General features: G+C 66.9%; 15 protein-coding genes. 10 read left to right on the top strand and 5 right to left on the bottom strand.

Annotated elements, in window-relative coordinates:
* Nucleotides 1-80: 80 nt before the first annotated feature.
* From CAL15_RS23325 to CAL15_RS23315, 3 genes are all read right to left on the bottom strand, one after another.
* Nucleotides 81-1,112, bottom strand: coding sequence for a LacI family DNA-binding transcriptional regulator (locus CAL15_RS23325; RefSeq protein ID WP_086081261.1), 1,032 nt, complete (start codon nucleotides 1,110-1,112; stop codon nucleotides 81-83).
* 94 nt (nucleotides 1,113-1,206) lie between these two features.
* Nucleotides 1,207-2,370, bottom strand: coding sequence for an iron-containing alcohol dehydrogenase (locus tag CAL15_RS23320; protein ID WP_232468067.1), 1,164 nt, complete (start codon nucleotides 2,368-2,370; stop codon nucleotides 1,207-1,209).
* A 60-nt stretch (nucleotides 2,371-2,430) separates the two neighbouring features.
* Nucleotides 2,431-3,879 carry an aldehyde dehydrogenase family protein gene (locus CAL15_RS23315; protein ID WP_086080686.1) on the bottom strand — a complete coding sequence of 483 codons (1,449 nt, stop codon included), beginning with the start codon at nucleotides 3,877-3,879 and terminating at the stop codon, nucleotides 2,431-2,433.
* Nucleotides 3,880-4,141: 262 nt separating this feature from the next.
* Here CAL15_RS23315 and CAL15_RS23310 point away from each other — a divergent pair, with 262 nt between their 5' ends.
* Complete coding sequence (locus CAL15_RS23310; protein WP_086080685.1) at nucleotides 4,142-4,681, top strand: 2,4'-dihydroxyacetophenone dioxygenase family protein; 540 nt, start codon at nucleotides 4,142-4,144, stop codon at nucleotides 4,679-4,681.
* A gap of 15 nt (nucleotides 4,682-4,696) precedes the next feature.
* Here the strand turns inward: CAL15_RS23310 and CAL15_RS23305 are convergent, their stop codons facing one another.
* A complete protein-coding gene (locus CAL15_RS23305) occupies nucleotides 4,697-5,590 on the bottom strand; it encodes a LysR family transcriptional regulator (protein ID WP_086080684.1) in 894 nt (297 codons plus the stop codon).
* A gap of 137 nt (nucleotides 5,591-5,727) precedes the next feature.
* Between CAL15_RS23305 and CAL15_RS23300 the strand changes: the two genes are divergently transcribed.
* The 9 genes from CAL15_RS23300 (at nucleotide 5,728) to CAL15_RS23260 (ending at nucleotide 13,948) form a co-directional block, all read left to right on the top strand.
* Nucleotides 5,728-6,693, top strand: coding sequence for a Bug family tripartite tricarboxylate transporter substrate binding protein (locus CAL15_RS23300; protein WP_086080683.1), 966 nt, complete (start codon nucleotides 5,728-5,730; stop codon nucleotides 6,691-6,693).
* 40 nt (nucleotides 6,694-6,733) lie between these two features.
* The gene (locus tag CAL15_RS23295; RefSeq protein ID WP_086080682.1) at nucleotides 6,734-7,669 is read left to right on the top strand and encodes an NAD(P)-dependent oxidoreductase; all 936 of its coding nucleotides are present in this window, start codon (nucleotides 6,734-6,736) and stop codon (nucleotides 7,667-7,669) included.
* Complete coding sequence (locus CAL15_RS23290) at nucleotides 7,666-8,475, top strand: shikimate dehydrogenase family protein (protein WP_086080681.1); 810 nt, start codon at nucleotides 7,666-7,668, stop codon at nucleotides 8,473-8,475. Before CAL15_RS23295 ends, CAL15_RS23290 begins: the two co-directional genes overlap by 4 nt.
* Before the next feature lie 22 nt (nucleotides 8,476-8,497).
* A complete protein-coding gene (locus CAL15_RS23285; RefSeq protein ID WP_086080680.1) occupies nucleotides 8,498-9,298 on the top strand; it encodes an SDR family NAD(P)-dependent oxidoreductase in 801 nt (266 codons plus the stop codon).
* Between the two features lie 10 nt (nucleotides 9,299-9,308).
* Entirely contained in the window at nucleotides 9,309-10,919 is a 1,611-nt protein-coding gene (locus CAL15_RS23280) for a GMC family oxidoreductase (RefSeq protein WP_086080679.1), read from the top strand.
* A 28-nt stretch (nucleotides 10,920-10,947) separates the two neighbouring features.
* On the top strand, nucleotides 10,948-11,364 hold the full coding sequence (locus CAL15_RS23275) for a carboxymuconolactone decarboxylase family protein (protein ID WP_086080678.1): 417 nt from the start codon (nucleotides 10,948-10,950) through the stop codon (nucleotides 11,362-11,364).
* 1 nt (nucleotide 11,365) lies between these two features.
* Nucleotides 11,366-12,448 carry a Bug family tripartite tricarboxylate transporter substrate binding protein gene (locus CAL15_RS23270; RefSeq protein ID WP_232468066.1) on the top strand — a complete coding sequence of 361 codons (1,083 nt, stop codon included), beginning with the start codon at nucleotides 11,366-11,368 and terminating at the stop codon, nucleotides 12,446-12,448.
* Nucleotides 12,449-12,571: 123 nt separating this feature from the next.
* Nucleotides 12,572-12,760 carry a hypothetical protein gene (locus CAL15_RS23265; protein WP_232468065.1) on the top strand — a complete coding sequence of 63 codons (189 nt, stop codon included), beginning with the start codon at nucleotides 12,572-12,574 and terminating at the stop codon, nucleotides 12,758-12,760.
* 108 nt (nucleotides 12,761-12,868) lie between these two features.
* Complete coding sequence (locus CAL15_RS23260) at nucleotides 12,869-13,948, top strand: flavodoxin family protein (protein ID WP_086080675.1); 1,080 nt, start codon at nucleotides 12,869-12,871, stop codon at nucleotides 13,946-13,948.
* Nucleotides 13,949-14,121: 173 nt separating this feature from the next.
* On the opposite strand, the gene CAL15_RS23255 is transcribed toward CAL15_RS23260, so the two are convergent.
* Nucleotides 14,122-14,511: a hypothetical protein gene (locus CAL15_RS23255; RefSeq protein ID WP_086080674.1), complete on the bottom strand. Its 390-nt coding sequence runs from the start codon at nucleotides 14,509-14,511 to the stop codon at nucleotides 14,122-14,124.
* Nucleotides 14,512-14,518: the final 7 nt, after the last annotated feature.

Below are 14,518 nucleotides of genomic sequence, written 5' to 3'. Positions count from 1 at the left end.
GCCAAGCAGCAAGCGCTACATAAACCAAGCACGAAGCGCTGGACCGGCTCGAAGCCATTACGCGCCACGCCTATTCAGAATCACCGAGGCGCAATCCCGCAAGAATCCCGCATCACAAACTCAGTCGAAATCTGGATCCGCGCCTTGCTGGCTGGTTCGCCCTGCATACGGCGCAACAACAGCAGCGCAGCTTCGGTACCCAACGCGTACGAGTCATACCGGATGACGCTGATCGCCGGCGTAGCCATTCGCGCCAACGGCGTGTCGTTGGAGCACACCAGCGACAGCTCGCCAGGCACCGACACCCCCGCACCCCGCGCCGCAGACAGCACCCCCTCCAGCAAATGCATGCCGGCCGCAATGATGGCCGTAGGCGGATCGGCCAAATTCAGCAGCAGTTGCGTTTCACGATAGGCATACTCAGGCGCAAAGCTGTCCAACCTCAACAGCTCAGGGTCCAGCGGCAACCCCGCGTCTTCGTGTGCCTTTGTCAGCCCGGCCAGCCGGTCTCGGCCCACGCGATTTCGCCTGCCGCCGCTGACCAGGGCAATGCGCCGATGACCCAGCCCGATCAGGTGCCGCGTGGCATGTTGGACGCCGGTGAAATGGTCGGCGCCCACCGCGTCGATGGGCAAGGCCATTTCGCGTTCCAGCAATACGGTGGGAAAGCTGGCGTCCCGCACGCGCTGCGCGACGTCGGGATGCGATTCTTCTTCGACGCCGAACAGCAGTCCGTCGGCACGCCGACGCTGGAAGAGTTCCAGCAATACCAGCTCGCGTTCGGAGGATCCGCCGCTGCTGGCGACGACCAGCAGATAGCCATGGGCGCTGAGCACGTCTTCGGCGCCCTTGACCGCCGACGCCCACATGGGGTTGCGCACGTCCGAGAAGATGAAGCCGACCATGCGGGTGGACGCGCCGCGCATGGCCTGGGCGGCGACGCTGGGCGTCCATCCCAGTTCGGCGATGGCGGCTTCGACGCGTTGGCGTATGTCCTGGTTGACGCGGGGCGCGCCATTGACGACCCGGGACACCGTGCTGATGGCGACGCCAGCGCGCTTGGCGACGTCGTGGACGGTCACGCGCGCGGTGCGGGCGGCCGGGGCAGACACGGCGGAGACTTCGGCTACGGGCTTTTTCTTCACAGCGGCAGCGAGCGGGGCGAGCGGCGCCCGCTGGTGCGGTTAGGGGTTATCGAACGAACGCCTAGTAAGCGCGCTCGAACAATGCGCGGAAGTCGGCGCGGCTCGTGTGCCGCGGGTTCCAGCGATTGTATCCGGCGTCGGCGCACAAGCCTGCCCACTCGTCGAGCATCTCCTGTGTTGCGCCCACGTCGCGCAGGCGGGGGGGAATGTCCAGGTCGCGGCACAGGGCTTCGATGGCTTCTACCGCCTCGTCCGCGGCGTCGAGTTCGGGCAAGCCTTGTACGGGTCGCCCCATGGCAGCCGCGATGCGGGCGAACTTGGCGGGGTTCGCCGCCAGATTGAATCGCGCCACGACGGGCAGGCAGACGGCGTTGGATAGTCCATGGGACACGTGACAGCCCGCGCCCACGAAGCGCGCCATGCAGTGCACGTTGCCCAGGCCGGTTTGTCCGAACGTGATGCCGGCCAAGGCCGACCCGCACAGCATGCCGAGGCCGGCTTCCAGGTTTTCGCGATTGGCCACGAACTGGCGGATGTTGGCCGCGATCAGCGTCAGGGCCTGGAGGTTGATGGCGTCGGTGATCAGGTTGGACTGGCGCGAGATGTACGACTCGAAGGCGTGGACGAACGCATCGATGCCTGAATGCGCCGCGACGTGCGCGGGCACCGTGCGCAACGCCAGGGGATCCAAAATCGCATACGCGGCCGGGTTGAGCGCGGCATGGCGAATGGACATCTTGCGATTTGCTTCGGTGTCCGTGATGACGCAGGACCCGGACACCTCTGAGCCTGTGCCGGCCGTGGTGGGCACGGCGATCAGCGGCAGGCCCGGCGTGCTGAATTTCTCGATACCTTCGTAATCGTGGATCCTGCCGCCATTCGTTGCCAGGATGCCCACGGCCTTGGCCACGTCCATCGTGCTGCCGCCGCCTATGGCCAGCAGCAGCGTGGCGTTGTGGTCGCGGCAGGCGTCGAATGCGCGCGTCACGGTATGGGCGCTGGGGTCCGGTTCGATGTCGGAATACTCGGCGACCTGCACGCCCGCGGCATCGAGCTGGCTCTTGATGCTGGCGTAGAACGCGCTGTCCAGCAGCGCGGCGTCGATGGTGACGAACAGGCGTTGGCAATCGTGCTTGCGCACCAGGTCGAGGATCTGGCTGTGCGAGCCGACGCCCATATACAGGCGCGTCGGGCAGAAGAACGTGGAGAGCTGGCTGGGGATCATGTCTGTGCGGAAAGAAGCCGGGCGTTCCCGGCGGGCATGGATAGCGCGTGCCTGGGCGCGTCAGGGATTGAAGATCACCAGGCGCTCTTCGGTCATCTCGCGGATGGAGTACGCCGGCCCCTCTTTGCCGAAGCCGCTGTCCTTCACGCCGCCGAACGGCATGACGTCGGAGCGGGCGCTGGAGCTCTCGTTGATCTGCACGGTGCCGAAGCGCAGCGTGCGCGCGGCCTTCATGGCCCGGTCCACGTTCTGTGTGAAGATGCCGGCCGACAGGCCGAAGGGCGTGTCGTTGGCGCTGGCCAGCATGGCGTCGAAGTCGTCGAACGGCCGTATGGCGATCAGCGGGGCAAAGGCTTCCTGGCACCAGACGCGGCCGTCGTCGGGCACGTCCGTCAGCACCGCGGGGCTGATCACCGCGCGCTCGCGCTGCCCGCCGCACAGCAGGCGCGCGCCGCCCGCCACGGCCTCTTGCAGCCACTGCTCGGCGCGTATGGCCGCTTCTTCGCTGATGAGCGGACCCACTCGCGTGGCCGGGTCGCGCGGATCGCCGGCTTTCAGCGTGCGGGCATAGTCCACCAGGCGCTCGGTCAGCGTATCGACCAGGCTGCTTTCCACGTACAGGCGCTGCACCGACGTGCAGACCTGGCCGGCCTTGCGCAGGCCGGCATTGGCGATGCGCGGCACCGCGCGATCCAGGTCGGCGTCGGCGCAGACGATCGTGCTGGCGATGCTGCCCAGTTCCATCTGCGTACGGCGCAGGCCGGCGGCCTTCTGGATGATCCGTCCGACCCGGGTGCTGCCCGTGAACGTATAGAAGGCAATGGCCTGCTCTTCGAGCAGCCAGTTGCCGACGGTGTCTCCGTCGCCCTGGACGACAGCGAGGAACGCGGGCGGCATGCCCGCCTCGAGCAGGATCTCGGCCAGCAGGGCGCTGGTCAGCGGGGTCAGCGCAGACGGCTTCAGCACGACGGCGTTGCCGCCCGCGAAGGCGGGCGCCACTTTATGCAAAACGGTGTTCAGCGGCGAGTTGAACGGCGTGATCGCGCAGACGACGCCGATGGGGAAACGCAGGGTGAAACCCAGCCGCCCGTGCGCGCCGGGGCTGGCGGCGAACGGAACCATTTCGCCGGTCAGGCGTACGCCCTCTTCGGCCGACAGCGCCAGCGTGATGCGGGCGCGGTCGATCTCGCCGGCGGCATCGGCCAGTGTGAAGCCGGCCTCCGCCACCATGACGTCGACCAGGCGCTGCCGATGCGTCTCGAGCAACTGCGCCGCGCGATGCAGTATCTGCCCGCGCTCGTGCGGAGGCGGCGCGCCGGCATCCACGGCCCGCTGGGCCACGCGCACGGCTTCGCTGACCTGTTCCCGCGTGGCCTGGCTGACCTGCGCCACGCGCCGCCCCGTGAACTTGTCGACGACCGGGAATTGCGGGCCGTCGTGCAGCCATGCGCCATTGATCAGATTTCCCGTGGAGGGCAGGCCGGGGATAGACAGCGTGGAATCGTTCATCGTCAGAAAGAAGAAGGGAATATCGACATCCGGCCATGCCGGCTGATTGAAAAAACGTTTTTTCCATATTGGGTTCGCATGGGCCAGGTTGTCAAGAGGAGGGCCGGCGCGACATAGGCCGCACGCAGGGCCGACGCAGATGCGATTTCGTGCGCAGCTATGAATCCGCTTCATAGCCTTATGGTCCGGCCAGGACTGCCCGAGCGACGGCGCGCTCGCTAAGCTGGCCAGCACTTCAGCAACTGTCCTCCAGGAGGAACACATGGACACTTACACCCGTAGGCCCGACACGCGCGCCATCCCCTATCAACTGCCGCAGGCGCCCGATATGTCGGCCGACCTGGTCGTGCCGGGAGTGCTTGCCGGCGCCCTGGACGACGATGCGTTGTGGGTGCCTACCAGTGAATCTGTGTCATTCAAGCCGCTGTTGCTGTCCGCCAGCGGCGGCTACTACATCAACCTGCTGCGGGTGCGCGGCAGCGGCGTGCTGTCGCGTCATCGCCACACCGGCGCGGTGCATGCCCTGGTGTTGAAGGGGCGGTGGCATTACCTGGAGCATGACTGGATCGCCGAGCAGGGCGCCTTCGCCTACGAGCCGCCCGGCGAGACTCACACGCTGTACGTTCCGGACGATGTGGACGAGATGATCACGTGGTTCCACGTGCAGGGCGGCTACACCTATGTCGACCCGCAGGGGCAGGCGCTGGGCTACGAAGACGTGTTCACGAAGATCGAGGCGGCGCGCCGGCACTATCGCGCTATCGGCCTGCCGGACGCGCACCTCGACGCCTTGATCCGCTGATCCCGGCCGCGCCAGCTAGCGCAGCGGTTCCGCGCCGAACCGGCGGTCCAGGAAGTCGATGAAGGCCTGCACCTTGGGCGTCAGGTACCTGCGGCTTTTGTAGATCATGAACAGCGGCTCGGCCTGGTCGGGTTGATGTTCCTGCAGGATGGGGACCAGGCGGCCGGCGGCGATCTCGCCGCGGATGTGGAATTCGGCCAGCCGCACCACGCCCACGCCATGCACGGCCAGCTGCATCAGCATGTCGCCCTGGTCCGCGCCCAGGCTGCCGACAGCCTTGATGCCGCGTGGCGCGGTCGTGAAGGGCCAGGTATTCCAGTGCGTGCGGTGCGTGAAGTTCAGGCAGTTGTGCTGGGCCAGGTCGTCGGGCGTGCGGGGCGTACCGTGCCGGCGCAAGTACTCGGGCGACGCACAGACTATCCATCTGCTGCTGAGCAGGCGTCGCGCGATCAGCGACGAGTCAGGTAACGCGCCGCTGTGGATGGCGACGTCGATGTTGTGTTCCACCATGTCCAGCGGATCGTTGCTCAACAGGAACTCGACCCGGATGGCGGGGTTATCGCGCATGAAGTCGGCCATCACCGGCGCCAGCTGATACTTGGCGAACGTGAAGATCGAGTGCACGCGCAGGGTGCCGCGCGCGTCTTCGGCATGCAGCTGCAGGGCGCCCTCGGCTTCCGTCAGGGCCTCGAGGACGCGCATGCCCTCGCGATGCAGCGTGTGCCCGGCCTCGGTCAGCTTCACCTCGCGCGAGGTGCGCTCGAACAGCAATGTCCGCAGGCGCGCTTCCATGCGCGATATCAGCTTGCTGACGGCCGACGGCGATCGCGACAGCCTGCGGGCCGCCGCGGAGAAGCTGCCCGTTTCCACCACCGCTATGAACACTTCCAACTCTGCCAACTGGTTCACTGCCCGTCTTCCTGTGAATTCAATTCATATCCCTGTGCCTGATTTCCCCTATCCAAACCGCAGGAAAGCGCGTCATCATCCGGCCCGTGGAAACCATACTTTGAAAAAACGTTTCGATCAATCTACAGGAGACACGTATGATGACCCGCTTCTTCGCCGCCGCCCTGCTCGGTCTGGCGGCACTGGCGCCCGCCGCGCAGGCATTCCCCGACAAGCCGATCCGCCTGGTGGTGCCCTTCAGCCCCGGCGGCGGCACCGACATCCTGGCCCGCCAGGTGGCCGAAGCGCTGACCAAGTCCGAAGGCTGGAATGTGGTCGTTGAGAACCGGCCCGGCGGCAACGGCGTCATCGCCTTGAGCGCGGTCGCCCGTGCGCCGGCCGACGGCCACCAGATCATTCTGGCGCTGCGCGAGAACATCGTCATCGCGCCCCTGACGAGCAAGGACAAGCTGACGTTCGATCCGCTGAAGGACTTCACGTCGATTGCCAACGTGGCCGAAGCGCCCATGGTGATCGCCTCGGCTCCGGCCTCGAAGTACGACTCGATGAAGAAGGCGCTGGATACCGCCAAGCAGGATCCGCAGGCGCTGCGCTTCGGCACGTCGGGCCAAGGCAGCATGTCGCACCTGCTGCTCGCGCTGCTGAGCAAGACGGCCGGCGCAGGGATGATCCACGTGCCCTACAAGGGTTCGAACCCCGCATTGACCGACCTGGTGGGCGGCCACGTCGAGCTGGTGGGCGGGTCCATCGCATCGGCCAAGGCCTTCATCGACAGCGGCCGCGCCCGTCCGCTGGCGGTGTCGTCGCTGCAGCGCGTCAGCGCGTTGCCCGACGTTCCCACGATCGCGGAACTGGGCTACCCGGGCTTCAACGTCGTGACCTGGTATGGCCTGTTCGGTCCCAAGGACTTGCCCGCCGACGTCGTCGAGACGATCAACAAGGCCACGAACAAGATTCTGGCCACGCCCGAAATGCAGCGCATTCTGGCGGAGCAGGGCATGCAGACCCAGATCGGTTCCCCGAAGGTCTTCGACGAGATGTTCCGCAAGGACTACGCGCTGCTGGCCGAGCAGATGAAGGACCTGGATCTGTCGGCGCAGTAAGCGGGTCGGGGATCCACAACACGTTGTCGAGGATACAGGTATGTCGAATGAGCAAGTCGCGGGCTTCATCGGCCTGGGCGCGATGGGATCGGCCATCGCGCGGCGGTTGGCGGGGGCGGGTGTAACGCTGCACGTCTATGACCCGGACGCCGAGCGCGCGGCAGCGTTGCGCGATCGGGGCGCGGTGGTCCACGACGGCCCGCGTTCCGTCGCGGACGCGGCGCCCATCGTCTATGCCTGCCTGCCCGACGCGCAGGTCAGCCGGACAGTCGCCTATGGCGACGGCGGCGTCGCGCTGGGCAGCGCCCTGAAGGTGTACGTCGAAATGTCGACCATAGGGCGCCAGCCCGTCCTGGACATCGCTCGCGAGCTGGCGACGCGCGGCATCGCCACCGTGGACGCTCCGGTCAGCGGCGGGCCTCGCGGCGCCGACGCCGGCACGCTGTCCATCATCATGGCCGGACCCGAGGCCGCGCTGGCACGTGTGCGCGGGCAGGTGGCCGGCATGGGCAAGCACGTCTTCGAAGTGGGCGCCGAACCCGGCATGGCCCAGATGATGAAGCTGGTCAACAACCTGATCTCGGCCGCGAACATGGTGTCCGCGTACGAGGCCCTGGTGCTGGGCGCCAAGGCGGGCCTGGATGCGGACCAGATGGTGGACATCATCAATGTCAGCACGGGCCGCAACAGCGCCACCACGGACAAGATCCCCAAGGCAATCCTGACGCGCACGTTCGACTACGGCGCCAGCATACGCACCATTCACAAGGATGTGTCGCTGGGCCTGGACGAGGCGCACGCGCTGTCCGTGCCCATGTGGCTGGGGCAGTCGGTGCGGCAGGCGTGGGAGTTCGCGATCACGCAGGGCGGCCAGGATCTGGACTTCACGGCGTTGATCAAATACATGGAAGGGTGGGCTGGCGTCGAAGTGCGCGGCCGCCAGGCCAGGGATGAAGAAGCGGGCTCGGCGTCATGACGCAGATTACGGGTAGAACGGCCCTGCTGTGCATCCTGGCGGACCCGATCCGGCAGGTGCGCACCCCGCAATTGGTGAACCAGCTGCTGCGGGCGCAGGACGACGATGCGGTGATGGTGCCGATGCACGTCGCGCCGGATCATCTGCCGGCGATGATGCAGGCGTTGCGCAACACGAAGAACCTGCGCGGCATGGTGGTCACGGTGCCGCACAAGATGGCCGTCGTGTCGCTGTGCGACGAGGTCGACGACGACGCGCGCGCCATCGGCGCGGTGAACGTGGTGCGGCGTGAGGCCGACGGACGGCTGGTCGGCGGCATGCTGGATGGCCTGGGTTTCGTGCGCGGCCTGGCCGCGCTGGGCGCGGACGTGCGCGGCGCGTCCGTCTACATGGCGGGCGCCGGCGGCGCGGCCAATGCGATCGCGTTCGCGCTGGCGCAGGCGGGCATCGAGCGGCTGACCGTTGCGAACCGCAGCCGCGCCCGGGTCGACGACCTGGCCGGGCGCCTGCGCGCCCGCTATCCCGCGGTGCACCTCGCGCACGGCACGACCGATCCCTCCGGGCACGACATCGTCATCAACGCCACGTCGCTGGGCATGGCCGCGGGCGACCCGCTGCCGCTCGATGCGGACCGCCTGTCCGCCGGCCAATGGGTGGCGGACATCATCATGGACCCGGCCGAGACGCCGCTGCTGGCGCGGGCGCGCGAGCGCGGCTGCCGGCTTTATGGCGGCCTGGGCATGCTCGAGGGGCAGGTGGCGGACATGGTGGCATTTTTCGCGGGCAAGCCGAACGACGCGCGCTAGGCCGTCGAACGAGGAGACAGGCATGAGATTGAAAGACAAAGTCGCCGTGGTCATCGGCGCGGGACAGAGCGCGGGCGAGACCATGGGCAACGGCCGGGCCACCGTTCTGCGGTTCCTGCAGGAAGGCGCCCGTGTGCTGGCCGTGGACCGCGATCTGGCGTCGGCGGAAAGCACCTGCGCAATGGCCGATGCGGGAGACAGGTGCGTCGCGTGGCGTGCCGACGTGGTGCGCGAAGCCGAGCTGGCCGCCGCATTCGCGCAGGCGATGTCGTTGTGGGGCAGGATCGACATCATGCACTACAACGTCGGCGTCAGCGTGTCCGGCGGCGATGCGAGCGCCACCGAAATCACCGAGGAAGCATACGACCGCATCAGCGCCATCAACTTGCGCGGCTGCATCATGGCCGGCAAGCACGTGCTGCCGATCATGCGCGAACAGAAATCGGGAGTCATCCTGAACATCGCGTCGGTGTCGGCCTGGCAGCGTTATCCATGGGTGGCCTACAAGGCCACGAAGGCCGGCATGATCGCGTATACGCAGCAGCTCGCGATCGAGAACGCGGCATTCGGCGTCCGTGCCAACGCCATCCTGCCCGGGCTGCTCGACACGCCCATGGCGGTCGATACCCGGGCCACGACGTTCGGCCGGTCGCGCGCCGACGTGGTTGCCGAGCGCGACGCGCGGGTGCCGTTGCGCGCGCGCATGGGAACCGCCTGGGATGTCGCCAACGCGGCGGTTTTCCTGGCGTCGGACGAGGCCGGTTTCATCACCGGCGTGGAGCTGCCGGTCGACGGCGGCGCGCTGGTCAACATCGTCCGCTGAGGTCGCGTCCATGGCGGAGCAACAGACCTTCGACTATGTGGTCGTGGGCGGCGGTACGGCGGGATGCATACTCGCCAACCGGCTGACGGCCTGCGGCAAGTACACCGTATTGATGCTGGAAGCCGGTGGCGACGGCAGCGCACTGTGGGTATCGATTCCCGCCGGCTTCAGCAAGCTGTTGACGCATCCGCGGCTGAATTGGGGCTTCCGCAGCGAGCCCGAGGACAACGTGATGGGCCGCAGCATCTCCATCCCCCGCGGCAAGGGAGTGGGCGGATCGACGCTGATCAACGGCATGATCTACGTGCGCGGCCAGCCGGGCGATTACGACCAGTGGGCCGAAGGCGGTGCGCAGGGCTGGGGCTGGAGCCAGGTCGCGCCCTACTTCGAACGCATCGAGAACACGACCGTGGGCGGCGCCGGCAGGGGGCGCAGCGGGCCTATGCGCATCACGGAAGTCAGCGAACGGTTCCCGATCTCGCAGGCCTTCATCGAGGCGGCCGGCCAGGACGGGCATCCACAGAATCCCGACTACAACGGCGCGGACCAGCATGGATTCGGCTATTACCAGGTCTGCCAGCATGGCGGACGCCGCTGGAGCGTCGTCGATGGATATCTGAAACCGGCGCGGCGTCGCGCCAACCTGGAGGTCCGCACCGATGCGCTGGCCACGCAGCTGATCCTGGAAGGACGGCGGTGCGTAGGCGTGCGCTACCGCCATGCGGATGGCCGCGTGGCCGAAGTTCGTGCGCGCCGCCGCGTGGTGCTGACCAGCGGCGCGGTCCAGTCGCCTCATCTGCTGGAGTTGTCCGGCATCGGCAATCCCGACGTGCTGCAGGCGGCCGGCATCGAGGTGCGCCATGCACTGCCCGGCGTGGGCGAGAACTACATCGATCACTACGCGACGCGCATGAACTGGCGCGTGCAGGGCCTGGCCACATTGAACGAGGGAACGCGCGGCCTGGGTCTGGGCGCGGCGGTGCTGCGCTATTACCTGACGCGCAAGGGCATATTGACCCTGGGCACGGGGCTGGTGTTCGGCTTCGTGAAGACGCGTCCCGAACTGGCCACGCCCGACGTGCAGTACTTCTTCATGCACGCCAGCTATGCCGACGCCGCCGTGCGCAAGCTGGACACCAAGCCGGGCATGACGATCGGCGTGGCCCAGCTGCGGCCCAGATCCATGGGCACCATACACGCCGCCAGCGCCGATCCCCGCCTCGCGCCCAAGATCCGCCCCAATCTGTTGTCCGATCCAACCGACCAGGCTTGCCTGGTCGAGGGCATGCGCATCGCCCGGCGCATCGTGGGCCAGCCGGCGATGTCGCGTTATGTGCAGGCCGAGCTGAACCCTGGGCCTGGCGTGCAGACCGACGAGCAATGGCTGGATTTCGCGCGGCACAACGGACAGACCATCTATCACCCGATTGGAACGTGCCGGATGGGCGTGGACCGCGGCGCGGTCGTGGACGCCCGTCTGCGGGTGCATGGCATCGACGGCCTGGGCGTCGTCGACGCGTCCGTGATGCCGTCGATGGTGTCCGGCAATACACAGGCCGCCGTGATGATGGTGGCCGAAAAGGGCGCCGACATGTTGTTGGAAGACGCCCGTCAATCCTGAATTCCATTCATCCAACGAGGAGCACCGCATGGCAGAACCGAAGTTCGAACCCGTTACCCCCGAAACCGTGGCCCTGGGCCACAAGAACCGCCGCGCCACGTTGGGCGACGAGTACGTCGATCGCTCTATCGCCCGCGCGCAGGAAGACGATTTCTTCGCGCCGCTGCAGGAAGCCGTCACCGGTCTTGCGTGGGGCTCGATCTGGGGCCGTCCCGGTTTGAGCGCGAAGCACCGCAGCCTGGTCACGGTCAGCGTGCTGATCGCCACGGGCCGCCGGCATGAACTGGCGTTGCACCTGAACGGCGCGCTCAACAACGGCTGGACCCGCGCCGAGCTGCAGGAAATCCTGCTGCATGCGGCCTGCTATTGCGGCATGCCCGCCGCAGTGGACGGCTTCCGCGTGGCCAAGGAAGTGCTGGACGAACGCGCGAAGGCCGGCAAATAACGTGGCCGGTAAGGCCGTGCGCGGCGTTCGCCGCGTCGATGGCATAACAAAATCTCGAGGAGACAAAACCATGAATACAGTATTTCTGCGCCGCCCGGCGCTGCGCCGCGCTGCGCGCGCCTGCTTGGTCACGGTCGGCTTGCTGGCAGCGTCGGCGGCTGCAGCCCAGGACTACCCCACCAGGCCGTTGACCTTGCTGGTTCCTTTCACGGCCGGCGGCGCGACCGATGTGCTGGCCCGTACCGTTGCCGAAGGGCTGTCCAAAGAGCTGAAGCAGCCCATCGTGGTCGAGAACGTGCCGGGCGCGGGCGGATCGGTAGGCCAGTCGCGCGCCGCTCGGTCGACCGCGGACGGGTACACCTTGTTGCTGGGGAATGTGGGCACGCTTGCCGCCAACGCGTCGCTGTACAGGAATCTGCCGTATGACGTGCTGAAGGATTTCACGGCTGTGGCGTCGGTGGGCGATGCGCCGCAAGTGCTGTCGGTACGCAGCGATTTTCCGGCCTCGACCCTGGATGAATTCGCGGCGTATGCCAAGGCCAACGCGTCGACGATGAATTTCGGTACGGCGGGCGTGGGCTCGGGGTCTTTCCTGGGCGGTGTGCTGTTGAACGCCGCGCTGGGAACGAAGGTGCCGCCCGTGCACTATCGGGGCGCCGCGCAGGCGACGGCCGATGTCATGGCTGGCCATATCGACTACACGATTGAAAGCAGCAGCACCGCGGTCAGTTCCATCGCATCGAAGAAGATAAAGGGGCTGGCTGTGCTGGGCGACAAGCGGGTGGGCGTGTTGCCCGACGTGCCCGCCGCCGGCGAAACGGCGTATTCCGGATTGCGCTACGACATCTGGAACATGGTGCTGGTGCCCAAGGGCGTGCCGACGGAGATCGTCGACAAGTTGAATGGTGCGCTGAATCGTGTGCTGGCTGATGCCGGCATGCGGGAGCGGTATGCGCAGATGGGCCTGACGGTGCCTGAGGCGGGACATCGCTCGACGAAGGGATCGGCGCAGTTGCTGGCCGATGAGGTGGCGCGCTGGCGCAAGCTGTTGGCCGAGGCTGGCGTCAAGCCGGAAGGGTCCTGATCGGCGTAGTCACGTTTCCCAGGCCCGCGATTTGCTCGATGGATTGCCGCAGCAGCCATCGAGCATCAGGGCAAGGGAACGGAAGCTATGGAGCGATATGCCGATAAAAGCGGAAATTCCGGCGTGATCGGATTCAAGGCGGGGCGCGACTTCATCAAAGTCTGGTTCGAAGACGCCCCCGCGCCGTATACCTACAGCTACGCCAGTGCGGGCTCGGATCACGTGGAGCGCATGAAGCAGCTGGCCCGGGCCGGCGAAGGGCTGTGTACTTACATCACCCGCAACGTCAAGGACGACTACGAGCGGCGCTGACCCGGGGCGTTGTTACGTCCTGGGCGCTCGCCGCCATTCTCCTGCGGAAACAGGCGCGGGCACGGTGCTTGCGCGGACTACGGGCTCGTACCTCTCGGGGCAGCCTGCATGACCGAATCCAAGCTAGAAGTCCGTACCGGGCAGTTCACCGGCAAGCTGACGCGCGACGTCTTCCAGCAACGCTTCATGCAGCGCTTTCACGACCCCGCTTTCCAGGTGGAAAGCGACGCGCTGCGGCGGCTGGAAGCCATTGCATGGGAGGCCTACCAGGACAGCCGCAAGGCCCCGATCACGGTGAAAGCCGGCCCCGGCTTCGCTGACCCGGATTACGACCTGGCGGTGGAATGGAAGGAAGCGCATGACCGCCTGGCGCATGCCGCCGAGATGCAGCGTGATCCCGGCACCGCTACGCGCATATTGATCGTCATCGGTGCGTCGCGCAACGACGGCACCTGTCCGGGCGAGGTCTCGAAGACCTGGCGGTTGGCGCAGCTCGCGCGCGAAGAGGTAGCCGCCGCGGGCCTGCAGGCCGACTTGCTCGATCTCAGTCGCTTGACCTCGGAGTACGACTTCCACATCCACCCCTGCAAGGGCTGTGTCTCCACGGCGATGCCATTGTGCCATTGGCCGTGCAGCTGCTATCCCAACCATTCGCTGGGCCAGGTCAACGATGCGATGAACGGCATCTATGAGCAATGGGTGGCGGCACACGGCGTGATCCTCGTCGCGCCGACGTACTGGTATCAGTCGCCCAGCCCCTTGAAGCAGATGATCGACCGGCTGGTGTGCGCGGATGGCGGCAACCCCGATCCCACGTCGACCTCGGGCAAGGACGCGATGAAGGCCAAGAAGATCGAGATGGACGGCTGGCCGTTTCCCAAGCACCTGGCCGGCCGGGCCTATGGGCTGGTGGTGCATGGCGACGTGGCGGGCATAGAGGGGCAGCGGCGCGCGCTGTCGGACTGGCTGGACTGGATGGGGCTGGTGGATGCCGGCGCCGCCGCGCGGCTGGACCGCTATATCGGCTACTACAAGCCCTATGCCACCAGCCATGCGGAACTGGATGAGGATCGGGCGATCCAGGAAGAGGTGCGCAACGTGGCGAGAGCGGTGATGAAGTGCGTATCGCAGTTGCGGGCCGGCATCACCCAGCCTGACGACGGGCTGAAAGACCCTCGTCCGAAATAAAGGAAGCGGGGCGACTTACAAGCGCCGGTCGTATCCCGTCGCCCGGTTCTGGCCGCACGCGAGCCAATCCGCCGCCGGGATTTTTTGCACGGTCTTGCACTTTCTCCCCGCTGTCCGCCCTTGCGCCGCTGCTTTTGGTCGCGCGGGCAGCGCGAACCGGCCCCGGGGGCGTATCAGCGCCTTTGATCCGCGCTGCCGCCCGACCCCGACGTCGCCCCCGACCCTGGCATGCCGCCATGCCCGGTCGAGCCGGCGGTGCTTCCTTCCTTGCCCTTCGCGTCGCGGCCTTCGCTGCCGCTGTCGCCGCCGGCCTGTCCGCCAGGTTGGCGCTTCGCAGCCGGCGCTTCGCGATCGGCGGGTGCCTTCTGATCTCGGGGTTTCTTCACGGCGTCGTCCGTGTTGCTTTGCTGGCCAGGGGCGGATTGCGTGGCGGAAGGTTTCGACTGCTGGCCCGTGCCCTGCTGCGCCTGGACCGTCCCGGCGCCGGCGGCAAGCAGCACCGCGCCCGCCAGCAGGAAGCGATGGCGCAGGAGAGGCGGATTGCTGGTCGATGAAGAAGCCATGGTGTCC

It is taken from the genome of Bordetella genomosp. 13, assembly GCF_002119665.1.
In the GTDB taxonomy this organism is placed as follows: Bacteria; Pseudomonadota; Gammaproteobacteria; order Burkholderiales; family Burkholderiaceae_B; genus Bordetella.
This window is presented reverse-complemented; position numbering and strand designations above follow the sequence as displayed.